The organism is Prevotella sp. E15-22, from assembly GCF_023204875.1.
Taxonomy (GTDB): Bacteria; Bacteroidota; Bacteroidia; order Bacteroidales; family Bacteroidaceae; genus Prevotella.
Window position 1 is genome coordinate 1067383 of sequence record NZ_CP096247.1, and the last position, 23860, is coordinate 1091242.

Genomic DNA, 23860 nt, shown 5'->3' on the forward strand with positions numbered 1-23860 from the left:
GTATTACTCCTTTTTTCTGAAAAATCATATCTTTTCATGAAAAAAGTTTGCCAATTGTGAAATTCTTTGTACCTTTGCACCGATTGTCTGAACGATAAAAGAAAAACCAAACAATATGACGTTAGAAGAAAAAAAGGCTAACCTTGCCGAAAACGAGGAACTCCTGAATGCTGAAAACGATGCCCAGTCGTGGTTTACGTTTCAGAATATCTATGCCATTCTGATCCTGAACTGGCAGTGGTTCTTGCTGACTATGTTTATCTTCTTGTGTGGCGCACTGATTTATCTGCGTTACACAGATCCGACTTACTCGGTGTCGGCTCGCATGCTGATTAAGGAGGATAAGAATGCCCGTCGTAATACCGGAAATATGCTGGCCAATATGCAGGACCTGGGCTTTATGACCAATTCGGTGGGTCTGGAGAACGAGATGGAGATCCTGCAGAGTAACGTGCTGCTGCGCAGTGCGGTGAAGGACCTGAAGCTCTACACGGAGTATTACAGCAAGGGTTATGTGAAGAAGAACCTGACTTACGGCAACCAGCCCATCAACGTGGATCTGGATCCGGTGAGTCTGGATAGTCTGGACAAGTTGATTATGGACGAGACGCGTACCATGGAGATGAGCATTGTCCGCAAGGAACAGGTATATGAGGTGAACGGCTTGCTGAAGAAGAATGGTAAGCCTGCGGGCTCGTTCTTAAAGCAGTTTAAGCAACTGCCTGCTTCGTGCAAGACGGCCTATGGCACACTGACCTTCACCAAGAATGTGGTGAACAAGGCTGACAGCCTGAATGGTACGTGGATTGTGAAGATTATGCCGCCCATGCTGGTGGCTCGCAAATACCTGGCTGCCATGAACGTGGCTGCTACCTCGAAACAGACGGATATCGCTGAGATTACGCTGAAGGATGCGAACCCCAAGCGTGGTATCGACTTCCTGCGTGCACTGGTGAACTGCTACAACCGTCAGGCCAATGCTGACAAGAACGAGATTGCGCTGAAGACGGAGGAGTTTATCAATGAGCGTATCGAGAAGATCAACGAGGAACTGGGTAAGACGGAGAGTAAGCTGCAGAGCTATAAAAAGGTGAACGAGGTGGTTGACCTGCAGTTGGATGCTGCTCAGACACTGCAGATGACGAATGAATACTCTACAAAACTGGCCGAGGCCAGCTCGCAGATCCAGTTGCTGGACTACCTGCGCCAGTATGTGGACAACCCTGCCAACCAGTATAGCATCATCCCCTCGAACGTGGGTATGACGGATGCGGCTTCTACGGCGTTGATTACGAGTTACAACCAGACTGTGCAGGACCGCAACCGCTATCTGCAGACTGCCAGTGCGCATGCACCTCAGGTGCTGACACTGACCAGCACGCTAGACCAGTTGCAGGTGTCTATCATCAATGCCTTGACGCAGGCCCGCCGCTCGGCTGAGATCCAACGCAAGAGTGTGCAGGACCAGTACTCGAAGTACCAGAGTCGTGTGGGTAAGACGCCCGACCAGGAGCGTGTGCTCACAGAGATTGGTCGCCAACAGGAGGTGCGCTCGGGCTTGTACCTGATGCTGCTGCAGAAGCGCGAGGAGAACAGTATCTCGCTGGCTGCTACGGCCGATAAGGGTAAACTGATTGACGATCCTCAGTATCTGGGCATCGTGAGTCCTAAGCGTTCTATCATCCTTCTGGCTGCCTTGGTACTGGGCTTTGCCCTGCCCCTGCTGGTGCTGTTCCTCATCAGCTTCTTCCGCTACCGTATTGAGGGTCGCGATGATGTGATGAAGTTGACCAGTCTGCCCATCGTGGCTGATGTGCCCGTGGCCAGCGATAGTGTGAAGACGACTGCCGGCATCGTGGTGCAGGCTAACAAAAATAACCAGATTGACGAGATATTCCGCTCGCTGCGTACGAACATCCAGTTCCTGATGAAGGAGAACGAGAAGGTGATCCTCTTTACCTCGTCTACGTCGGGTGAGGGTAAGACGTTCCTGGCCGCTAACCTGGCCGTGTCGTTCGCATTGCTGGGTAAGAAGGTGGTGCTCTGCGGCTTGGACATCCGTAAGCCTGCGTTGGGTAAGTTGTTCAACGTGAGCGACCGTAAGGCTGGTGCTACGGCACTGCTGGTGAAGAACGAGGTGACCACGGCTGACGTGCGCGCCCAGATCACTCCCTCGGGTGTGAACGACAATCTCGACCTGCTGCTGGCTGGTCCTACGCCTCCTAACCCCACTGAGCTGTTGGCCCGCCGCAACATGCAGGATATCATCGAGATTCTGAAACAGCAGTATGACTATGTGATTCTTGATACGGCTCCTGTGGGTCTGGTGACGGATACACTGCAGATCGCTAAGTTCACGAACGTGAGCTGCTATGTGTGTCGTGCCGACTACACGCCAAAGGCTAACCTGGGTGTGGTGAACACGCTGGCTAAGGAGAACAAGTTGCCGAACACGTGCATCATCCTGAATGGTGTGGATATGTCGAAGAAGAAGTATGGCTACTACTATGGCTACGGCAAGTATGGCAAGTACGGACGCTACGGCTACGGTCGCTATGGCTATGGTAAGTATGGCTATGGCAACTATGGAAACTACGGAAATTATGCTGACTCGCGCTACAGTAACAAGAACGATGATAGTATTAAGAAATGACTATAGCTGTTGATTTTGATGGCACCATCGTGGAGCATCGCTACCCACAGATTGGTGAGGAGATACCTTTTGCCGTGGAAACACTGAAGATGCTGGTCCAGGACCATCACAAGCTGATCCTGTGGTCTGTCCGTGAGGGCGAACTGCTGGAGGAGGCTGTGAACTGGTGTAAGGAGCGTGGACTGGAGTTTTATGCGGTGAACCGTGACTATCCTGAGGAGACGGTGGAGAACAACCCGCATTTTTCGCGCAAGCTGAAGGCGGACATGTTTATCGATGACCGTAACCTGGGGGGACTGCCCGACTGGGGGACCATGTATCGCATGATTAAGCATCATCGTAAATGGGAACACCTGATTGACGAGGCGGGACATAACTCGTTTGAGTGGCACCGCCCGCCAAAGAAAAAGCACTGGTGGCAGTTCTAACGCCCTGTTTTTTGAATCATAAAAAAATAAGTATATGAAGAAACTGAGTCTTATTTTTGTTGTATCAGTGGTATCACTGGTGATGGCTTCCTTCTCTTCGTGCGGCAGCGTGAAGAACATTGCCTATATCCAGAATAGTGATAGTGTCAACTACGAGAAGTCGCAGTATCTCTATGATGCGAAGATCATGCCGAAGGATGAGATTACCATCACGGTGAACACGACGGATCCTGAGGTGTCGCTGCCCTATAACCTGCTGATGCAGAATGCTTACCAGCAGGGTCGTACACTGTCGTCGGGTGCTGGTGGTACGCTGATGCCTTACCTTGTGGATAATGAGGGTTGCATCAACTTCCCAGTGATTGGTCGTCTGCATGTGGCTGGCTTGACCAAGCGTCAGTGCGAGCGCATGATCCAGGAGAAGATCAAGCCGTTCCTGGCTGAGAACGAGAACCCTATCGTCACCGTGCGCATGTCGAGCTACTCAATCTCGGTACTGGGTGAGGTGGCTAAGCCAGGTAGTTATATGGTGTCGCGTGAGGAGATTAACGTGTTTGAGGCGCTGGCTCAGGCTGGTGACCTGACGATCTATGGTGTGCGCGACCGTGTGAAACTGATTCGTAAGAACCCTGATGGACAGAAGGAGGTGCACACGCTGAACCTGAACGATGCGGGCATCGTGAACTCACCTTATTACTATCTGCAGCAGAACGATATCCTGTATGTGGAGCCTAACAAGGTGAAGGCGCAGAACTCTAGCGTGGGTAGCATGACAACGTTGTGGTTCAGTGCTACGAGCATCCTCATCTCACTGACTTCTCTGATGTATAACATTCTTAAGTAAACAGTCATGGCAGAGGAACATCATCATCACCATCATCATCACAAGAAGGATGGTGCCAGTCTTTTTAAGCAGCGTTCGCTGCAGGCTATCGAAACCCGAAGGAGGGTGGAGAAAGTGCTGAAGGTTTTTTTGGTGGTTTTGGCCATTGTCATGGCGTTGGCTGTGGTTGCTTCGCAATTTATTATGTAAAATTGCGAAACAACTTTTCTATCATATAAAGGCGTTTCAGGGAAACCTGAAATGCTTTTTTTGTTGTTGGGCCTAGCCCAACGGGCTTGTGTTGGGCGAAGCCCACGACCTATTTTTGCGGGCGAAGCCCACTGATATTTATGCGGGCAAAGCCCGCGGTGTCTCAACTCACCCAACCCTCTCTTACCGTAAGAGAGGGCTTCGACCCACCCCCGGCCCCCTCCCTCTCCAGGGAGGGCTCCAACTGACTACGGGCAGCGACCGCCCTTCGTCAGGGTTTTGGTATCCTTGACCCATCAAAGAGTCAAGGATGCGCTCTTTTCGGCTAGCGCGGTGGGAAATCAATGAGAGATGAAAGATATGAGATGAGAAATTAAAGATGAAAAATGAGAGATGAAAGATATGAGATGAAAGGCGAAAGAAACAACCTCCATGAAGATGCAAATGGGGCGATAGCCGAAAAAAACGCCAAGCCGGACCTTTGATGGTCCGAGCTTACCTTAATGTAAGAGCGACGGGTAGTCGCGGTTGGAGCCCTCCCTGGAAAGGGAGGGGGCCGGGGGTGGGTCGAAGCCCTCCTTAGGCAAGGAGGGTTGGGTGGTTGTGAAAAAAAATAATTCGTTGAAGGTAAGAGAGGGTAGGGTGAGTTGAGACCCTGCAGCGCCAGCTGCAAAAAAGGGAAGGACGGGGTTACGGATTAACGGAATTACGGAGAAATGGAGAGAGGGAGAAAGGGATTAACGGAAAAAGGGAATTACGGAATAATGGAAAAAGGGGCCGAAACCCCTTTGTGATAAAAAAGAAATTAGTCGATAAAGCGAGAGGTGAGATTGGTGTAAGACTCAATCCGCCTGTCGCGCAGGAAAGGCCACCAGCGGCGAACCTGCTCACTGCGCTTAAGATCAACATCAATGACGGTTTCTACCTCCTGGTCGGTGGGCGCCTCATAAAGGAGCTCACCCTGCGGCCCAGCTACAAAGCTGGTGCCCCAGAAAGGCACACCATCCTCGTCGCCCACACGGTTGACCGTGATAACGGGCAGACCGTTGGCCACGGCATGGCCACGCTGCACCGTCTGCCAGGCCATACGCTGGCGCTCCTGCTCGTCGCGAGTGTCATGAGGGTCATAGCCAATGGCGGTGGGATAGATGAGCATCTCGGCACCCGCCAGGGCCATGAGACGTGCTGCCTCGGGATACCACTGGTCCCAGCAGACGAGTACGCCCAACTTTCCTACTGAGGTCTGGATGGGCTGGAAACCGAGGTCGCCGGGGGTGAAATAGAACTTCTCGTAGTAACCAGGATCGTCGGGGATATGCATCTTGCGATAGATGCCTGCAATGGAGCCGTCTTTCTCGAGCACCACCGCGGTGTTATGATAGAGTCCTGCGGCACGACGCTCGAAGAGTGAGGTGACGATGACAATCTGCAGTTCCTTGGCCAAGGCACCGAAAAACTCGGTGGAGGGGCCTGGAATGGGCTCTGCCTGGTCGAAGAGGTTGACATCCTCTACCTGGCAGAAATACAAGCCATTATGAAGCTCCTGAAGGACTACCAGTTCTGCGCCTTCGTGGGCGAGTTTGCGTATCTTCTCGGCCAAGCGCTGCTTGTTGGCCTCGATATCGGGGGTGTTGTGTTGCTGAATGATTCCTGTTTTCATAATTATTGATTTTGGGTGTGTGGGGGCTGCGACGGTGTCGCAGCTTACGGGATGAAGGACTTATTGATAGTATTGCATGTCGCAGCTTACGAGAAAGGGTTATTGATAGTATTGCATGGTGCAGCAATGGAGCGAGCCATGCTGCTTGATAACGGCCCGGCAGTCGATGCCAATGATCTCACGGTCGGGGAAGGCCTCACCAATGATGCGCATGGCCTCTGCATCGAGGTCTGGCTGTGCATAGGTGGGCACCAACACTGCACCATTGATGATGAGGTAGTTGGCATAGGTGGCTGGGAGCCTGTCGCCATTTGCAACGGCGTCACCGCTCTCTATACCTTCTGCAACGATGGCATCGTTGACTACAGAACCTTCTGCCACAGGCGGGTCATAGATAGGACGGGGAAGAGGGAGTTTCAGCAGACGGTAGGGCTTGCCTTCCAGAGTGCGCAGGGCTTTCAACTCTTCTTCCATCAGGGCCAGGTCGGGATGGTCAGCATCGCCACCGGTATAGACAATGGTGTCGTTGGGACAGATGCGTGCCAGCGTGTCGATATGGCCATCGGTGTCATCGCCAATCAGGGAGCCGTGGTTGAGCCACACCACGCGCTCGGCACCCAGATATGCTTTGAGGCGTTCCTCTATCTGGGTCTGTGTGAGGGGCTGGTTTCTGTGAGGTGCCATCAGGCAACAGGTGGTGGTAAAAATGGTGCCTTTGCCATCACTCTCGATAGAGCCGCCCTCGAGGACGAAGTCGAGATGGTCTTCGTAGTTGCCCTTGACCAGTCCCTGCTCGTAGAGGTGCTTGTTGATGGCGTTGTCGAGCTTCGCCTCGAACTTCTCGCCCCAGCCGTTGAACTGGAAATCGAGAAGTTTGATGTCTGATGTCTGATGTCTGATGTCTGATGTATCCTCAACGGTGATGAAGCCATGGTCGCGCGCCCAGGTGTCGTTGGTGGGACAGGAAGATGAAAGATGAGAGATGAAAGATGTGGTTAGTCCTGAATCTTTTGGGGCTACCACCAGCAGGGTCTCGCGCTTTGATATCTCGCGTGCCATCTCTTCATAAACAGCGGTGATCTCGGGGAGAATAGGGGCCCAGTCCGTGTCCTTGTGAGGCCACGTGAGTTGCACCATGCTTTGGGGCTCCCATTCCGCGAGCATTCGTCTTTTCGTCATTGTGCTAACAAGTATTTCTTAAAGTCATCAAAGTTCTTGGTCATGGGCACACTTTGCTTCTGGCCCTTCATGAAGGCTGCCAGACGCTCAGGAATCTCCACGTCGATGCCCAGGATCTCGTCGACCTTCTCCTTGAACTTAGCCGGATGGGCCGTCTCGCAGAACACGCCGATCTCGCCGGGCTTGAGTTGTTCCTCGAGGGCACGATAGCCACAGGCTCCGTGAGGATCGAGGATATAGCCTGTCTCCTTATAGCACTGGCGCATGGTCTCGCGGATCTGCTCGTCGCTATAGGTGGCACCACTGATGAGCGAGGTGATGCGCTGGTGGGTCTCCTCGGGCGACAGTTTGCCGTTCTGGGAATAGAGGTTGATGATACGGGCAAAGTTGGAGGGATCGCCCACATCCATGGCGTTGGCCAGTGTCTGCTTAGAGGGCTTGGGGTTGTACTGGCCCGTCTGCAGATAATTATAGAAGATATCGTTGGCATTATTAGCCGCGATGAAACGCTTGACGGGCATGCCCATCTGATGGCCAAACAGGGCCGCACAGATGTTGCCGAAGTTGCCGGAAGGAACGCAGATGACGATGTCTGAGGGCTGATGGCCGAGGGCTGAGAGTTGTGCTACGGCATTGAAATAATAGAAGGCCTGGGGCAGGAAACGCGCCACGTTGATAGAGTTGGCCGAGGTGAGCATCATGTGCTCGTTGAGTTCCTGGTCCATGAAGGCACTCTTGACCAATGCCTGACAGTCGTCGAAGACACCATCGACCTCGATGGCTGTGATATTCTTGCCCAGGGTGGTAAACTGGCACTCCTGGATGGGTGACACTTTGCCCTTGGGATAGAGTACATAGACATGAATGCCCTCGACACCCAGGAAGCCGTTGGCCACGGCAGAGCCTGTGTCGCCAGAGGTGGCCACAAGGACGTTGACTTCCTTGTTGGCTGCAACACTGTTGCAGCTTACGGGGAAGGATGAACTGCCGTGACGCAGGAAATACTGCAGCAGGCGCGCCATGAAGCGGGCACCAACATCCTTGAAGGCCAGGGTGGGACCATGGAAGAGTTCCAGGGAGTAGATATTCTTGCCTTGCAAGCGTCCTTCGGCCGAGCGGTCCTTGACCTTGACCACAGGGCAGGGGAACTGCAGGGTGTCGTATACCAGGTCCTGCAGACTGTCCAGGTCTACATCGTCGCCAAAGAAGGCACTGGCCACATTGAAGGCAATGTCCTGGAACGACATGTTCGGCATGTCGGTGAAGAACTGCTTGGGCAACTGGTGAATCACTTCGGGCATATAGAGTCCGCGGTCTTCGGCCAGGCCTTTTACCACGGCCTTGCGCAGGTCAGCCACAGGGGCTTTTCCATTGGTGCTATAGTATTTCATATAGTTGAGAATTGATAATTGACAATTAAGAATTGACAATTGAGAATTTTAATTGATTTTCATGAATTCTTGCATAAACTGCTGGAGGCGCAGGAGTCCGTAGCCACCAGTGACGCATGACTCCTCGTCGTAGTGCTCCACGCTGTCGGGCTCTATTCCTTTATAATAGATAAGGAAGGGCACGGGCTCGTTGACATGGATGCGCTGCTCCACAGGGGTGGGGTGATCAGGCAGGATGGCGATGCATACGGGCTCGCTCATCTTTTCGCAGGCCTCGACAATGGGCTTGATGAGTCGCTGGTCCAGGTAGTCGATGGCCTTGAGCTTCAGGTCGAGGTCTCCGTCATGCCCCGCCTCGTCGGTGGCCTCTACATGCACAAACACGAAGTCGTCCTGCTGCAGGGCCTCGATGGCTGCCTGCGCCTTACCCTCGTAGTTGGTGTCTGCGAGTCCGGTGGCGCCTGCCACCTTGATGATGCGCAGACCAGCATACTTGCCAATGCCCTGGATGAGGTCGACAGCCGAGATGACCGCCCCAGAATGGATCTGGGGGTACTGCTGCATGAGCGTCTGCATGGAGGGACGATAGCCACCGCTCCAGGGCCAGATGCTGTTGGCCTGGCGCTCGCCACGGGCCGCACGCGCCTGGTTGAAGGGGTGCTGGGCGAGGAGTTCCTGTGACTTCAAAATTAACTCGTTGAGAAGAGCCGCTGTGCGTCGTGCAGCGACAATGTCGCTGCCTACGAGAGAGGACTCGGGGGTTACCAGGAGTCTGCGCCAGGGCTCATTGGGATGATCATGGGGCGGGGCACACTGGATATGCTTGTTGCCGCCCTTGATGATGAGCAGATGGCGATACTGGATGCCACAGATGAACTTGACGCGCTCGCAGCCCTCTTGCTCGTTGATGGGTTTGGCGAGGTTCTCGTTGAGATAGTCGATGAGTACGCGTGCATCCTCGGTCTGGAGGTTACCGCCGTTATGCGTGATGATCTTACCATCCTCGAGCGTGATGATGTTACAGCGCAGGGCCAAATCGTCGGCCTGCATCTCGTAACCGATAGAGGCTGCCTCGAGTGGGCCGCGTCCCTCGTATACCTGGTTGAGGTCGTAGCCCAGGATGGCCGTGTTGGCCACCTCACTGCCAGGAGGGAAGCCCTCGGGCACTGTGACGAGACGACCTGTACGACCAGCCTTGGCCAGTCGGTTCATATATTCAGGACGGGCATATTGCAGGAGGGTCTTGCCTCCCAGGCGTTCCACCTTGTGGTCTGCCATGCCGTCGCCGAGGATGATGAGATGTTTCATGGGTCTTGATGGGTCTTTATAGGATGAATGGACTCGGTGGGTTAGATGTTGGCGATACTCATGATGTTGGCAAAGACACCTGCCGCAGTGACGCCTGCACCTGCACCATAGCCCTGGATGAGCATGGGATATTCCTTATAACGCTCGGTGGTGAGCAGTACGATGTTGTTAGAGCCTTCGAGTCCGTAGAACGGATGACGGGGCCCTACAGCCTCGAGTGATACCGAGGCGCTGAACGTCTTTTCATTGTTCTCGCTGCCAGGGATGGTCTCCATCTTGGCCACGAAGCGCCAGCGTTTCTGTTCCTTGTCGAGCTCCTGACGACGTACTTCAAAGTCGGTATCGAGTGATGGGAGATTCTTCCAGAAATCATCCAGTGAGCCCTCGAAGAAGGCATCGGGCATGAAGAGGTGCTTTTCAACATCCTCCTGTTCCACCTTATAACCCGCCTCGCGCGTGAGGATGACCAGTTTGCGGATGACATCCTTGCCACAGAGGTCGATGCGTGGGTCGGGCTCGCTATAGCCCTTCTCCTTGGCCAGTCGTACGGTCTCGGAGAAAGGAATCTCCTTCGAGATGGTGTTGAAGATGAAGTTCAGCGTGCCACTGAGAACCGCCTCGATGCGCAGGATCTTGTCGCCCGAGTTCAGCAGGTCGTTGATGGTGCCGATGATGGGGAGTCCTGCTCCCACGTTGGTCTCGAACAGGAACTTGACGCCGCGTTTCATGGCCGTCTGTTTCAACTTGGCATAGTTGTCATAGGCCGATGAAGCCGCAATCTTATTGGCTGTGACCACCGAAATGTTATGGTCGAGGAAGTCCTGATAGAGACTGGCCACCTGCTCGGAGGCTGTACAGTCGACAAACACCGAATTGAAGATGTTCATGCCGATGACCTCGTTCTTGAGGTTGGCAATGTTACTGTCCTGCAACTGCTCGCGGTAGTTGCTCAGGTCGATGCCATCGCGATTGAAGATGGCCTTCTTCGACGAGGCAATGCCCACGACGTTGAGTTTCAGCTGGCGTGTCTCCTTCAGCGTCTCGTATTGTGAACGGATCTGTTCGATGAGGTTGCCACCCACGGTGCCGATGCCGCAGATGAAGAGGTTGAGTACCTTATATTCAGACAGGAAGAACGAGTCGTGCAGGACGTTGAGCGACTTGCGCAGGTACTTGCCATCGACCACGAACGAGATGTTGGTCTCGGAGGCACCCTGGGCACAGGCAATCACACTGATGCCCGAACGGCCCAATGTGCCGAACAACTTACCGGCAATACCTGGCGTGTGCTTCATGTTCTCGCCCACGATAGCGATGGTGGCCAAGCCACTCTCGGCATGCATAGGGAACATGGCGCCCGTTTCGATCTCCTTGGCAAACTCCTGATTAAGCACATCCACGGCCTGGTTGGCATCCTCGTCGCGCACACCGATAGAGGTAGAGTTCTCGGACGAGGCCTGTGACACCATGAACACTGAGATGCCGTTCTGGGCCAGGGTAGAGAAGATGCGTCGGTTGACACCGATGACACCCACCATGGAAAGACCCGTGACGGTGATGAGGGTGGTGCCACTGATAGAGGAGATGCCCTTGATGGGCTTCGAGTCGTTCTCGATCTTCTGCTTGATCATCGTGCCTGGATGCTCAGGATTGAAGGTGTTCTTCACCCTGATGGGGATATTTTTGACACAGACAGGATAGATGGTGGGGGGATAGACCACCTTGGCGCCGAAGTTACAGAGCTCCATGGCCTCGACATACGACAGTTCGTTGATGGTATAGGCGGTCTTGATGACGCGTGGGTCGGCTGTCATAAAGCCGTCCACGTCGGTCCAGATTTCCAGTACCTCGGCATCGAGAGCCGCTGCAATGATGGCTGCGGTATAGTCGGAACCGCCACGCCCCAGGTTGGTGGTCTCGTTGGTATCGCGATCGCGTGCAATGAAGCCAGGAACCACAGCGACTGTAGGCTGCGACAATGTTGCAGCACACTGGAAGGCCTCCTTGACGAGCTGGTTGGTGAGCTCGGCATCGAGCACGTGCTTGCCCTGCTTCTTCACCGTGCGGATGAAGTCGCGTGAGTTCATGCGCTTGCCCCCACGAATCAGGGCTGCCACGATGTGACTGCTCAGGCGCTCGCCATAGCTCACAATGGCTGCCTCGGTCTTGGGGCTGAGGTCGTGAATCAGGAAGACACCGTAGTAAATAGACTTCAACTCGTCGAACAGGGAGTTGATGGTGTCGGTGAGCTGCTGGTTCTTGTTCTGCTCCTTGAAGAGCGTGTCAATCATATCGAGATGGCGCAAACGCATGGCTTCAAACTCGTGCTTCCACTGCTCGTCGCCCTGCAGGGCCAAGCGTGAGGTGGCTATGAGTTTGTCGGTGATGCCACCCAGGGCACTCACCACCACGATGACAGGTGTTTTTTCTGCCTCGACAATGCGTTTCAGGCTAAGGATGCTCTCTATGGAACCCACACTGGTTCCGCCGAACTTGAGTACTTTCATATCTGCTGTTATATTACTAAGGTGCAAAGGTACGATAAAGTGTGTAAAAAACCAAAACTATTTTGGATTTTTTCCGACACAGCTGTTTTATTGGAAATAAATTGCAATAATACCCATATTTTACTGTTTTTTTCGTAATTTTGTAGCCGAATTATGACGAATGAATACCAACTACGCGTTTTGCCGCAAGTGGCGGCCAACGCAGACCAATTACGCAAGTATATTGCTGAGGAACAGGGACTGGCCCTGGGCGCGCTGAAGGCTGTGCGCATACTGAAGCGCTCGATAGATGCCCGTCAGCGTACGATCTTCGTGAACCTGAAGGTAAGGGTCTATGTGAACGAGCTGCCCACGGAGGATGAGTTTGAGCATGTGGACTATCAGGATGTGAGCAACAAACCACAGGTGATTGTGGTGGGTGCTGGTCCTGGCGGACTCTTTGCGGCCCTCAGACTCATTGAGTTGGGTCTTCGCCCCATTGTGCTGGAGCGTGGAAAGGATGTGCATGAGCGCAAGAAGGACCTGGCCAATATCTCGCGTACGCAACAGGTGGATGGCGAGAGCAACTACTGTTTTGGTGAGGGTGGCGCCGGCGCTTATTCTGACGGAAAACTCTATACGCGCTCGAAGAAGCGTGGTAACACGGAGAAGATCCTGCGTGTGTTCTGTCAGCATGGGGCTTCGACCAACATCCTGGCTGATGCGCATCCGCATATTGGTACCGACCGTCTGCCTCAGGTGATTGAGGCTATGCGCAACACCATCATCCGTTGTGGTGGCGAGGTGCATTTTCAGACGAAGATGACAAGGCTGTTACTTGAAAATCAGAAGGTGATAGGCTGTATTGCTGGCGAGAAAGAGTTTATGGGCCCAGTGATCCTGGCTACAGGTCATTCGGCGCGTGACGTGTACCGCTATCTGAACGAGGCAAAGATCCACTTGGAGGCGAAGGGCATTGCCGTGGGTGTGCGCCTGGAGCATCCGTCGCAGTTGATTGACCAGATTCAATACCACCGTAAGGAGGGCAGGGGACAATGGCTGCCTGCGGCTGAATATTCGTTTGTGACCCAGGTGGATGGTCGTGGCGTGTATTCGTTCTGCATGTGTCCTGGCGGTTTTGTGATTCCTGCCGCCACGGGTCCTGAACAGTTGGTGGTGAACGGTATGAGTCCTGCCAGTCGTGGCACGCAATGGAGTAACTCGGGCATGGTGGTCGAGGTGAGACCGGAGGATTTGCCCTCTCTGCCGTCTTCCGAGGGAGAGAGTGGGGACCCGCTGGCCATGATGCGTTTCCAGGAGGAACTGGAACGGATGTGCTGGCAGCAGGGCAATATGAAGCAGACTGCGCCTGCACAGCGCATGGCAGACTTCGTGAACGGTAAGCTGAGTTACGACCTGCCCAGGAGTTCGTATGCCCCTGGACTGGTGTCGTCGCCCTTGCATTTCTGGTTGCCGAAGTCTATCTCGCACCGCCTGCAACAGGGCTTTAAGGTGTTTGGCCGTCAGGCGCATGGCTTCCTGACCAACGAGGCTGTGATGATTGCCATGGAGACCAGGACATCATCGCCAGTGCGCATTGTGCGCGACAATGAGACGCTGATGCATGTGCAGGTGGAAGGCCTCTTTCCATGCGGTGAGGGTGCTGGCTATGCAGGTGGCATCGTGTCGGCTGGTGTGGATGGTGAGCGCTGCGCAGAAATGTGTGCGCTGTACCTCGAAAAAAATAGCTGATTTCTTTGTGAATTTCATTTTTTCTTCTTATCTTTGCGGCAGAACAAACACTTTACGTAGAACCTATTAATCTATATGCTTATGAATAAGGAGGAGAAATTTGTTATCACCATTAGTCGACAGTTCGGTACTGGTGGACATGAGATTGGAGCCGAGTTAGCCCGTAGGCTCAATGTGAAGCTTCTCGATAAGCAGATACTCAACGAGATGGCTCGCAGGTTTAATATTGTGGAAGAGGCGGTAGAGAAGATTGAGGCCCGCAACCCCTTGTGGCGTGATGACTTCACCCAGTTCTATCGCTCGTATATGGCCAAGGCTGAATATAGTGGTCAGGAGCATGACGAGACCTCACGCCAGTTGTTTGAGGCACAGGCGGAGGTGATCAGGAAGATTGCCAATCAGGAGTCGTGCGTCATTGTGGGCCGCTGTGGCTTCCATATCTTCCGCGATCATCCTAACGCCCTGAAGATCTTCATTCATGCGGATGTGGACTGCAGGAAAAAGCGTATCGGGCGGAAGTACGATATTTCAGAGAGTGATGCGGCTGCCATGATCGTTGACAACGACTACAGTCGTGAGCTCTACACAAAGACGTTTACAGGAAGTGAATGGCAGGATGCCCGCAACTATGACATCTCGCTGAACGTCAAGCAGTTTGGCGTGAATGGCGCTGTCGATTTCCTGATGAATGTCATAGGATAAAAAATTGATATGGCTTTTGGAAAATGGATAGGCGGCTATCTGGGATGGAGCGCCTTTGGTCCGTTGGGTGGACTCATCGGATTTGTTGTTGGGGCGCTGTTTGATACTGCTACTTCTCAGGAGGGCGCTGATACCATACGTCTGGACAATGAGCAGTCGCGACAGGGCGACCGCAATAGTTTCTTTTTGTCAATGCTGGTGCTGTCGGCCTATATCGTGAAGGCTGACGGTAAGGTGATGCATTCTGAGATGGAACTGGTGCGTGGCATGCTGCGCCAGAACTTTGGCGAGTCTGCCGCCCAACAGGGTGATCAGGTGATGCGCGAGTTGTTTGCTGAGCAGGATCGCCAGGGGGCAAGTGTCTATCGGGAACGCATCCGTCAGGCTTGTCAGCAGATTGCGATGAATGTGGACTATTCTGGACGCCTGCAACTCCTGAACTTCCTCGTGATGATTACACAGGCTGATGGACGTGTGGATCAGGTGGAGGTGATGGCCTTGAAGGAGGTGGCTCAGTGGATGCAGATGTCGCCTCAGGAGGTGGATGCCATGCTGCACCTGGAGGGCAACTCGCTGGAGGATGCCTATAAGGTGCTGGGCGTAAGTGCTGATGCCAGTGATGCTGAGGTGAAGAAGGCTTATCGTAAGTTGGCCCTGGAGCATCATCCTGACCGTGTGGCTGCACTGGGTGATGATGTGCGCAAGGCTGCTGAAAAGAAATTCCAAGAGATCAATGCTGCCAAAGAACGTATTTGGAAAGCCAGAGGACTTTAGGAGAACTGAGAGTTGAAACAGCCGGCTATTTTGATTCCTGAAGGGTGTGAGAAGGTGCTGCTGCATGCTTGCTGTGCACCATGTTCATCGGCCATTGTTGAGTGGTTGCTCAACAATGGGGTGCGCCCTACCATCTTTTATTTTAATCCGAACATCTGGCCGCGCGAGGAATATGAGATTCGCAAGAATGAGAGTAAGCGCCATGCTGAGGGCTTAGGCATCGACTGGATTGATGGGGATTATGACCATGGGGCGTGGCGCAAGGGTGTCTGTGGACTGGAGAACGAGCCTGAACGTGGAGGCAGATGTGAAATGTGCTTCACGCTGCGACTCACTGAGACGGCTCGCAAGGCCAAGGAACTGGGGTTCCGCTATTTTGCCACCACGCTGGCTTCGAGTCGCTGGAAGAGTTTGGAGCAGATTGAACGGGCTGGACTGATAGCGCAGGAAACTGTGAAATCGGAGGATAGTCCCTCACCGCTGTTCTGGGCACAGAACTGGCGCAAGGGTGGACTCCAGGAGCGTCGTAACCAACTGCTCAAGGAGAATCAGTTTTATAACCAGCAATACTGTGGGTGCGAGTTTTCGGCCAGGAATGGGGCGAACACCAAACCCTTGCTGCGTGCCCAGATGCGCGAGGCTAAGAAACAGCACGAGGAGCAATTGGCAAGGCTGTCAAAAGAGGTGGTGGAAAAGCTTGCGGATCAATTACGCCTAATTCTAACCTCTAACCCTTCACCTTTAACCCTTAACCCCTCACCCAAAACCATCATGGCGTTCTGGTCGCTGCCTGATGAGGTGGATATCCGCCCGTTGGTGGAGCAGTTGGTGGAGCATGGCCATACGGTGGTGCTGCCCAAGGTGCTGGATGGTGAGAGGATGGAATTGCGCCGCTTCTCGCCGGAAGAAGACCTGGCTGAGGGGCCTTATCACTTGCTGGAACCTGTTGGCGAGTCGTTCACGGCATATGACACCATTGATGTGGTGCTGGTGCCTGGCATGGCGTTTGATGCCGCAGGACACAGACTGGGGCGTGGAAAGGGCTATTACGACCGTTTCCTGCCACTGGTGCCGCAGGCCAGGAAAATGGGTGTTTGCTGGCCTTTCCAAAGGGTGCCTGAGGTGCCTGTGGATGCGCATGATTTTACGGTGGACATGGTTGTGGGGTGAGTCTGGTGAAAGAAATCGCTTGATTTTCTTTCGCAAATGCTTTTTTTTTACTACCTTTGCACCCCAATAATTGCAATTATAAAATATGTTTGAGAATTTAAGTGAACGACTGGAACGGTCGTTCAAGATATTGAAGGGTGAGGGAAAGATCACCGAGATTAACGTTGCCGAGACTTTGAAGGATGTGCGTCGCGCCCTGTTGGATGCTGACGTAAACTATAAGGTGGCCAAGCAGTTTACTGATACGGTGAAGCAGAAGGCTATGGGTATGAACGTGCTCACAGCTATCAAACCGAGTCAGTTGATGGTGAAGATTGTGCACGATGAGTTGACTGAACTCATGGGTGGTAAGGCTGCTGAGTTGAACCTGGAGGGCCGTCCTGCCATCATCCTGATGTCTGGTCTGCAGGGCTCTGGTAAGACTACCTTCACGGGTAAGCTGGCCAAGATGCTGAAGGAGCGTCAGCACAAGAACCCCCTGCTGGTGGCTTGTGACGTGTATCGTCCTGCTGCCATCGAGCAGTTGAAGGTGGTGGCTCAGACCGTTGGTGTGGATGTCTATACCGAGGAGGGCAACAAGAACGTGGTGGAGATTGCTCAGAATGCTATCCGCAAGGCTAAGCAGGAGAACTATAACGTGGTCATCGTAGATACTGCTGGCCGACTGGCTGTGGACGAGGAGATGATGAACGAGATTGCCAACCTGAAGGAGGCCATCAATCCGAATGAGACCCTGTTCGTGGTCGACTCGATGACTGGTCAGGATGCTGTGAACACAGCCAAGGAGTTTAACGACCGCCTGGACTTTGACGGCGTGGTGCTCACCAAACTTGATGGTGACACGCGTGGTGGTGCAGCCCTGAGTATCCGCACTGTGGTGACGAAGCCTATTAAGTTCGTGGGAACGGGTGAGAAGATGGAGGCCATCGACGTGTTCCACCCTGAGCGTATGGCTGACCGCATCCTGGGTATGGGTGACGTGGTTTCACTGGTGGAGCGCGCCCAGCAGCAGTTTGACGAGAAGCAGGCTAAGGAGCTGGAGAAGAAGATCCGCAAGAACAAGTTCGACTTCAACGACTTTATGAACCAGATCCAACAGATCAAGAAGATGGGTAACATCAAGGAACTGGCTGGCATGATTCCTGGCGTGGGTAAAGCCCTGAAGGATGTGGATATCGATGATAATGCGTTTAAGGGTATCGAGGCTATCATCAACTCGATGACGCCCAAGGAGCGCTCTAATCCGGATATCATCAACCAGAGCAGGAAGTTGCGCATTGCCAAGGGCTCTGGCACTAAACTTGAGGAGGTGAACCGACTGCTGAAGCAGTTTGACCAGACCAAGAAGATGATGAAGATGGTGTCTGGCATGGACCGAGGAAAGATGGCGCAGATGGCTGCTGCCATGAAGAATATGAAGCGACCCTGATGTCGCATGTGATAAGGACCTTAAGGACGTTCGCGCCCTTAAGGTCCTTAACGATTATAAGAACTTTAAAAGACTTAATGATATGCAACTGATTGACGGAAAAGCAACGGCAACGGCGATTAAGGCTGAGATTGCCGAAGAGGTGAAAGAGATCATGGCCAAGGGTGGCAAACAGCCCCATCTGGCTGCTGTGTTGGTGGGCCACGACGGTGGCTCGGAGACCTACGTGAAGAACAAGGTGCTGGCCTGCGAGGCCTGCGGGTTTAAGTCGACCCTCATCCGCTATGAGGACGACATCACGGAGGAGGAGCTCCTGGCCTGTGTGGATAAGTTGAACAAGGACGACGATGTGGATGGCTTCATCGTGCAGTTGCCTTTGCCCAAGCATATCGACGAGCAGAAGATTATTGAGGCTATCGACTATCGTAAGGATGTGGATGGCTTCCATCCCATCAACGTGGGTCGCATGGCCATTGGTCTGCCTTGCTTCATCTCGGCTACGCCGCTGGGTATCATTACGCTGCTGAAGCGCTATGGCATTGAGACTTCTGGTAAGAAGTGTGTGATCCTGGGTCGCTCGAACATCGTGGGTAAACCCATGGCTCAGCTGATGATGCAGAAGCAGTATGGTGACTCGACCGTGACAGTGTGTCACTCGCGCTCGAAGACCTTGAAGGAGGAGTGCCGCGCTGCGGATATCATCATCGCCGCCATTGGCAGTCCTGAGTTTGTGACGGCTGACATGGTGAAGGATGGTGCCGTGATCGTGGATGTTGGTACTACGCGTGTGCCTGATGCAACGCGCAAGAGTGGTTTCCGTCTGACTGGTGATGTGAAGTTTGACGAGGTGGCTCCTAAGTGCTCGTTCATCACACCTGTGCCTGGTGGCGTGGGTCCTATGACCATCTGTTCGCTGATGAAGAATACACTGGCTGCAGGCAGAAAAGAATATTATAAGTAATGACTGCAGAGGAATGGTATGAGAAGGGCAATGCCTTTCGTAAGGAATCCAAATGGCACGAGGCCATTAACTGCTATATCAAAGCGATTGAGCTTGACCCCGACAGTCCGGCTGTCGAGGCCAAGCGCATGCTCGACGATATCATGGCCTTCTATTGCAAGGATATGTATAATCCGTAGGACAAGCGTCCTGCGGAATTTTTTATCCCTCTGAAACCCCTCTGTTTATCGGTGTTTTGGCTGTGTACAAAACTTTTTTATTCTAGGTTGGTTTAAACTTTCCGAAGCCTGTCACGTCAAAAAGACAGAACAGGATAACAAAACGATAGTAATAACAAAACTAAAAAATGGAAAGGAAACGAATTATGAAGAAGATTGTATTATCAGTGGTAACAATGATGATGTTTGCAGTTAGTTATGCCGAGACTTCAGAGAGTAACAAATTTAATCGTCAACCAATTAATTACGACATGAGTTTCGACATGCATCGCCTGGCAGTCAAGTTGGATCTCGATGCTAATCAGATGGAGGCTGTGCAAGTGATTCAAGACTGCTTCAATGACGAAGTGCAGGAAGCTGCAACATCCAGAGGCCTTAAGCGCCATCACCTGATTCATCAGGCCGTGCGCAAGGATGCTCAACAGATGCGACAGGTACTCAATGATAAACAGTATGATACCTACATGATGCTTCTGGGCGTCACACTTCGTAACAAAGGTCTTTAAAATCATCATTTAAAGCAGATATCGGGGGAGCCAATTGGTTCCCCCGATATCTTTTCTGTATAGCCTCTGAATAATTTTTCAGATAATCGCTGTTGCGCTCGAAAAAAAACACTTTTCTTTTGCATTTTCCCTATAAATTAGTACCTTTGCACATTGAATTTTGGATTTAAATGCATCAAACAAATACATTATGGCAAAATTAAAAGGTGCTATTGTGGTCGATACCGAGAGATGCAAGGGATGCCAATTGTGTATCATTGCATGTCCTCAGAAGGTTATCGCCCTGGCCAACAAAGTTAATCTTCACGGTTATCCCTTTGTGGAGGCTGTCAACGAGGAAGCCTGTGTGGGCTGCGCATCGTGTGGCATTGTCTGCCCAGATGGCTGTATTACCGTGTATCGTAAAAAAGTGGAGGAATAAGCTATGGCTGAAGAAAAAAGAGAAGTTGTGTTGATGAAAGGCAACGAGGCTATTGCCCACGCTGCTATTCGATGCGGATGCGACGGCTATTTCGGCTATCCTATTACTCCGCAGAGTGAGGTGATTGAGACACTGGCTGAGTTGAAGCCCTGGGAAACCACTGGTATGCAGGTGGTGCAGGCTGAGAGCGAGCTGGCATCTATTTATATGGTGTATGGTGCTGCTGGCGCTGGTAAACGTGCCATGACGTCGTCATCGTCGCCTGGTATTGCTTTGATGCAGGAAGGTATCACCTATATGGCTGGTGCCGAGGTACCTGGTGTGTTTATTAATGTGCAGCGTGGTGGTCCTGGTCTGGGCACTATCCAGCCTTCACAGGGCGACTATAACCAGGCTACGCGTGGTGGTGGTAATGGCGACTACAAGGTGATTGTCCTGGCGCCCTCTTCTGTGCAGGAGATGGCTGACTTCGTGGACCTGGCCTTCGAGTTGGCCTTCAAGTATCGCAACCCTGCCATGATTCTGAGTGATGGTGTTATCGGTCAGATGATGGAGAAGGTGGTGTTGCCTCCTTTCAAGCCCCGTCGTACTGACGAGGAGGTAATCAAGGAGTGTCCCTGGGCTTCTACGGGTAAACCCAAGAACCGTGAGCGTGTGGTGATCACCTCGCTGGAACTGAAGCCTGAGGCTATGGAGAAGCGCAACCTGGCGCTGCAGGAGAAGTATCGCAAGATTCAGGAGAATGAGGTACGCTTTGAACAGCAGCAGATGGACGATGCTGAGTATGCTATCGTGGCCTTCGGCTCTGCCGCCCGTATTGCTGAGAAGAGTGTGGAGATTGCTCGCGAACAGGGCATCAAGGTGGGTCTGTTCCGTCCTATCACGCTGTTCCCCTTCCCAGAGAAGCAGATTGCTGAGCTGTCGAAGAAGGTGAAGGGCATCCTGGTGGCCGAGATCAATGCTGGTCAGATGGTGCAGGATGTGCGTCTGGCTGTGAATGGTGCCGTGCCCGTTGAGCAGTTTGGCCGTCTGGGTGGCATCGTGCCCGATCCTGAGGAAATTGTTGAGGCTTTAAAGAAATTAATCTAGGATTACCTAGGATAGCCTAGGAATGCCTAGGATAGCCTAGAAAAAGAAAAGAACAATGGATAGAAATCAAATAGTTCAACCGAATGAGCAGCGAGAGCAGAGTGGAGCTTGCTCCAACTATGCCGAGTCGCAATTGAGGAAGAGCATTGCTCAACCAGAGAACATCGTCTGCAAAAAGCCGACGCTGATGAACGACAACAATATGCACTACTGTCCTGGCTGTAGCCATGGCGTGGTACATAAGCTCATTGCCGAAGTCATCGAAGAGATGGGTATGGAAGACAAGGCCGTTGGCGTATCGCCTGTGGGCTGTGCTGTCTTCGCCTATAATTATATTGATATCGACTGGCAGGAGGCTGCCCACGGTCGTGCACCTGCACTGGCCACTGGTATCAAGCGCTGCTGGCCCGACCGACTGGTATTTACTTATCAGGGTGATGGCGACCTGGCTTGTATCGGTACTTGCGAAACCATTCACGCCCTGAACCGTGGCGAGAACATCGTGATTATCTTCGTTAACAACGCTATCTATGGTATGACGGGTGGTCAGATGGCTCCTACCACACTGGTGGGTCAGAAGACCTCTACCTGTCCTTACGGACGTGATCCCCAGATTCATGGCTATCCCCTGAAGATGGCTGATATCGCTGCTCAGCTCGAGGGTACATGCTACGTCACTCGTCAGAGTGTGGAGAGTGTGGCCTCTATCAACAAGGCTAAGAAGGCACTGCGCAAGGCTTTTGAGGCTTCGATGGCTGGCAAAGGCTCTTCACTGGTGGAGTTTGTGTCTACCTGTAACAGCGGTTGGAAGCTCTCGCCTGCCAAGGCTAACGAATGGATGAAGGAGAACATGTTCCCCTTCTATCCCAAGGGTGACCTGAAGGATACAACGGGTGAGAAGTAAGATGTAAGAAGTAAGACGTAAGAAGTTATGAAAAAAGAAATAATTATCAGTGGTTTCGGAGGTCAGGGCGTGCTCTCAATGGGTAAGATCCTGGCTTATAGTGGACTGATGGAGGACAAGGAGGTGACTTGGATGCCTGCCTATGGTCCTGAGCAGCGTGGTGGTACGGCTAACGTGACGGTGATTGTGAGCGACGAGCGTATCTCTTCGCCCATCCTGAGCAAGTACGACATCGCCGTGGTGCTCAACCAGCCTTCGCTCGAGAAGTTTGAACCCAAGATCAAACCTGGTGGCATCCTGATCTACGACGGCTTTGGCATCATCAACAAGCCCACGCGTAAGGACATCACTATCTATGAGGTGAACGCTATGGACAAGGCTGCCGAGATGAAGAATGGTAAGGTCTTTAACATGATTGTGCTGGGTGGACTCCTGAAGGTGGCTCCTGTGGTGAGCGACAAAGGCGTGGAGAAAGCACTCTACAAGACGCTTCCTGAGCGCCACCATGGACTGATTCCCCTGAACATGGAGGCCCTGAAGGAGGGTGCCAAGATTATTAACGAGGTGAAACTGTAAACAGTATATTATCTATTAATTTTCTAATCGTTATGAAAAAAACAATTTTGATGGCGACCGTAGCTCTTTTTGCGCTACAGGCTAATGCCCAAGAGGCTCTCGAGGAGAGCAACATCTGTGACAACTGGTATGTGGGTGTGAATGCTGGCATAGGTATGAAGACAACCGAAAACAGCGATGTTCTGAAGAACCTGAACCCATCGGTTGGTTTGCGTCTGGGTCGTTACTGGACTCCTGTAACGGGTTGGATGATCTCTGGTGAGGTGTTCCTGCGTGACAAGGCTTTCGACTGGAGTGATGCGAAGACCGTGAAGGGCACAAGTGTTGACCTGCTGGGAACGCTGAACCTGAGTAACTGGTTTGGTGGCTATCTGGGTGAGCCTCGTCATTTCGAAGTTGTTGCCTTGGCTGGTCTGGGCTGGAACCATGTGTTCGATACGAAGCTGGCTCGTGCCAACGATATGGTGTCGAAGTTTGGTCTTGACTTTACCTTCAACCTTGGCGAGAAGAAGGCTTGGCAGTTCTATATCGAGCCTGCCATCAACTACAACCTCACCAACACCAACGAGGTGCGCTTCAACGTGAACCGTTCTGGTGTGCAGCTGACTGCTGGCTTCAACTATAAGTTCAGCAACTGCAACGGCACGCACAACTTTAAGTTTGCTGAGTTGCGCAACCAGCGCGAGATTGACGCCCTGAACAATCGCATCAACGACCTGCAGGCTCAGGTGGTGGCTAAGAACAAGCAGGTGGCTGAGCGTGACAAGACCATTGCTACGCTGCAGGACGACCTGGAGGCTGCCAAGAAGGTGAAGCCTACGGTGACGACTGTGACTAAGGTGGTGAACAACAACGTGCTGCAGCCTACCGTTATCTTCGGTCAGGGCAAGAGTACTGTGGATGCTGCCCAGATGGCTAGCGTGGCCATGGTTGCCAAGTATATGAAGAACCATCCTGAGTCGAAGATCTTGATCAAGGGCTATGCTTCTCCTGAGGGTAACCCTGAGTTGAACCAGAAGCTTTCTGAGGCGCGTGCCAACGCTGTGAAGAAGGTGCTGGTGAGTCGCTATGGCATTGCTGAGGGTCGCCTGACGGTGCAGGGCATGGGTGCTACGAGCGAGCTCTTCGACGAGATCGACTTCAACCGCGTGGCTACCTTCACTGATACCACCAAGTAAGCTGATACGTGCAAAATAAAAAAAGGCTGGGGCAGTGCTCCA

Annotated in this window: 22 protein-coding genes; 17 read left to right on the forward strand and 5 right to left on the reverse strand. The window is 52.7% G+C overall.

The features are described from left to right. Nucleotides 1-115: 115 nt before the first annotated feature. The 4 genes from M1D30_RS04205 to M1D30_RS04220 are packed head-to-tail and all read left to right on the forward strand — an operon-like array spanning nucleotide 116 to nucleotide 4114. Nucleotides 116-2653, forward strand: coding sequence for a tyrosine-protein kinase (locus M1D30_RS04205; RefSeq protein WP_248506573.1), 2538 nt, complete (start codon nucleotides 116-118; stop codon nucleotides 2651-2653). Continuing rightward, nucleotides 2650-3081 carry a BT0820 family HAD-type phosphatase gene (locus tag M1D30_RS04210; protein WP_248506575.1) on the forward strand — a complete coding sequence of 144 codons (432 nt, stop codon included), beginning with the start codon at nucleotides 2650-2652 and terminating at the stop codon, nucleotides 3079-3081. Before M1D30_RS04205 ends, M1D30_RS04210 begins: the two co-directional genes overlap by 4 nt. A 34-nt stretch (nucleotides 3082-3115) precedes the next feature. Continuing rightward, nucleotides 3116-3925, forward strand: coding sequence for a polysaccharide biosynthesis/export family protein (locus M1D30_RS04215; protein WP_248506577.1), 810 nt, complete (start codon nucleotides 3116-3118; stop codon nucleotides 3923-3925). 6 nt (nucleotides 3926-3931) lie between these two features. Further along, nucleotides 3932-4114 (forward strand): hypothetical protein, encoded by a 183-nt coding sequence (locus tag M1D30_RS04220; RefSeq protein WP_248506579.1) that lies wholly within the window; start codon nucleotides 3932-3934, stop codon nucleotides 4112-4114. A gap of 805 nt (nucleotides 4115-4919) precedes the next feature. Here M1D30_RS04220 and M1D30_RS04225 read toward each other — a convergent pair. The 5 genes from M1D30_RS04225 to thrA all read right to left on the reverse strand — a co-directional run bounded on the left by M1D30_RS04225 (nucleotide 4920) and on the right by thrA (nucleotide 12159). Continuing rightward, nucleotides 4920-5774: a carbon-nitrogen hydrolase gene (locus M1D30_RS04225; RefSeq protein WP_248506581.1), complete on the reverse strand. Its 855-nt coding sequence runs from the start codon at nucleotides 5772-5774 to the stop codon at nucleotides 4920-4922. 99 nt (nucleotides 5775-5873) lie between these two features. Then, nucleotides 5874-6953, reverse strand: coding sequence for an agmatine deiminase family protein (locus M1D30_RS04230; protein ID WP_248506583.1), 1080 nt, complete (start codon nucleotides 6951-6953; stop codon nucleotides 5874-5876). Next, entirely contained in the window at nucleotides 6950-8344 is a 1395-nt protein-coding gene (thrC, locus tag M1D30_RS04235) for a threonine synthase (protein ID WP_248506585.1), read from the reverse strand. Before thrC ends, M1D30_RS04230 begins: the two co-directional genes overlap by 4 nt. Before the next feature lie 48 nt (nucleotides 8345-8392). Further along, the gene (locus M1D30_RS04240) at nucleotides 8393-9652 is read right to left on the reverse strand and encodes a cofactor-independent phosphoglycerate mutase (protein ID WP_248506586.1); all 1260 of its coding nucleotides are present in this window, start codon (nucleotides 9650-9652) and stop codon (nucleotides 8393-8395) included. 41 nt (nucleotides 9653-9693) lie between these two features. Continuing rightward, nucleotides 9694-12159, reverse strand: a complete 2466-nt coding sequence (thrA, locus tag M1D30_RS04245) for a bifunctional aspartate kinase/homoserine dehydrogenase I (RefSeq protein ID WP_248506588.1) — start codon at nucleotides 12157-12159, stop codon at nucleotides 9694-9696. Between the two features lie 153 nt (nucleotides 12160-12312). Between thrA and M1D30_RS04250 the strand changes: the two genes are divergently transcribed. The 13 genes from M1D30_RS04250 (at nucleotide 12313) to M1D30_RS04315 (ending at nucleotide 23818) form a co-directional block, all read left to right on the forward strand. After that, nucleotides 12313-13890 (forward strand): NAD(P)/FAD-dependent oxidoreductase, encoded by a 1578-nt coding sequence (locus tag M1D30_RS04250; RefSeq protein ID WP_248506590.1) that lies wholly within the window; start codon nucleotides 12313-12315, stop codon nucleotides 13888-13890. 75 nt (nucleotides 13891-13965) lie between these two features. Further along, nucleotides 13966-14592 carry an AAA family ATPase gene (locus tag M1D30_RS04255; protein ID WP_248506592.1) on the forward strand — a complete coding sequence of 209 codons (627 nt, stop codon included), beginning with the start codon at nucleotides 13966-13968 and terminating at the stop codon, nucleotides 14590-14592. A gap of 9 nt (nucleotides 14593-14601) precedes the next feature. Beyond that, the gene (locus tag M1D30_RS04260; protein ID WP_248506594.1) at nucleotides 14602-15366 is read left to right on the forward strand and encodes a DnaJ domain-containing protein; all 765 of its coding nucleotides are present in this window, start codon (nucleotides 14602-14604) and stop codon (nucleotides 15364-15366) included. A 12-nt stretch (nucleotides 15367-15378) separates the two neighbouring features. Continuing rightward, nucleotides 15379-16536, forward strand: a complete 1158-nt coding sequence (locus M1D30_RS13790; RefSeq protein ID WP_371874169.1) for a 5-formyltetrahydrofolate cyclo-ligase — start codon at nucleotides 15379-15381, stop codon at nucleotides 16534-16536. A gap of 85 nt (nucleotides 16537-16621) precedes the next feature. After that, entirely contained in the window at nucleotides 16622-17965 is a 1344-nt protein-coding gene (gene ffh, locus M1D30_RS04275) for a signal recognition particle protein (protein WP_248506596.1), read from the forward strand. An 82-nt stretch (nucleotides 17966-18047) separates the two neighbouring features. Further along, complete coding sequence (folD, locus tag M1D30_RS04280; protein ID WP_248506609.1) at nucleotides 18048-18926, forward strand: bifunctional methylenetetrahydrofolate dehydrogenase/methenyltetrahydrofolate cyclohydrolase FolD; 879 nt, start codon at nucleotides 18048-18050, stop codon at nucleotides 18924-18926. Continuing rightward, nucleotides 18926-19105, forward strand: coding sequence for a tetratricopeptide repeat protein (locus M1D30_RS04285; protein ID WP_248506610.1), 180 nt, complete (start codon nucleotides 18926-18928; stop codon nucleotides 19103-19105). The genes folD and M1D30_RS04285 overlap by 1 nt, the downstream gene beginning before the upstream one ends. A 185-nt stretch (nucleotides 19106-19290) precedes the next feature. Then, on the forward strand, nucleotides 19291-19650 hold the full coding sequence (locus tag M1D30_RS04290) for a hypothetical protein (protein WP_248506611.1): 360 nt from the start codon (nucleotides 19291-19293) through the stop codon (nucleotides 19648-19650). Between the two features lie 190 nt (nucleotides 19651-19840). Then, nucleotides 19841-20071, forward strand: coding sequence for a ferredoxin family protein (locus tag M1D30_RS04295; RefSeq protein ID WP_248506612.1), 231 nt, complete (start codon nucleotides 19841-19843; stop codon nucleotides 20069-20071). 3 nt (nucleotides 20072-20074) lie between these two features. Continuing rightward, nucleotides 20075-21160 (forward strand): 3-methyl-2-oxobutanoate dehydrogenase subunit VorB, encoded by a 1086-nt coding sequence (locus M1D30_RS04300; RefSeq protein WP_248506614.1) that lies wholly within the window; start codon nucleotides 20075-20077, stop codon nucleotides 21158-21160. A 187-nt stretch (nucleotides 21161-21347) separates the two neighbouring features. Further along, complete coding sequence (locus M1D30_RS04305) at nucleotides 21348-22064, forward strand: thiamine pyrophosphate-dependent enzyme (RefSeq protein ID WP_248507734.1); 717 nt, start codon at nucleotides 21348-21350, stop codon at nucleotides 22062-22064. Nucleotides 22065-22091: 27 nt separating this feature from the next. Further along, nucleotides 22092-22640, forward strand: coding sequence for a 2-oxoacid:acceptor oxidoreductase family protein (locus M1D30_RS04310; protein WP_248506616.1), 549 nt, complete (start codon nucleotides 22092-22094; stop codon nucleotides 22638-22640). Between the two features lie 32 nt (nucleotides 22641-22672). After that, a complete protein-coding gene (locus M1D30_RS04315) occupies nucleotides 22673-23818 on the forward strand; it encodes an OmpA family protein (protein ID WP_248506617.1) in 1146 nt (381 codons plus the stop codon). The last annotated feature ends 42 nt before the right edge of the window (nucleotides 23819-23860 follow it).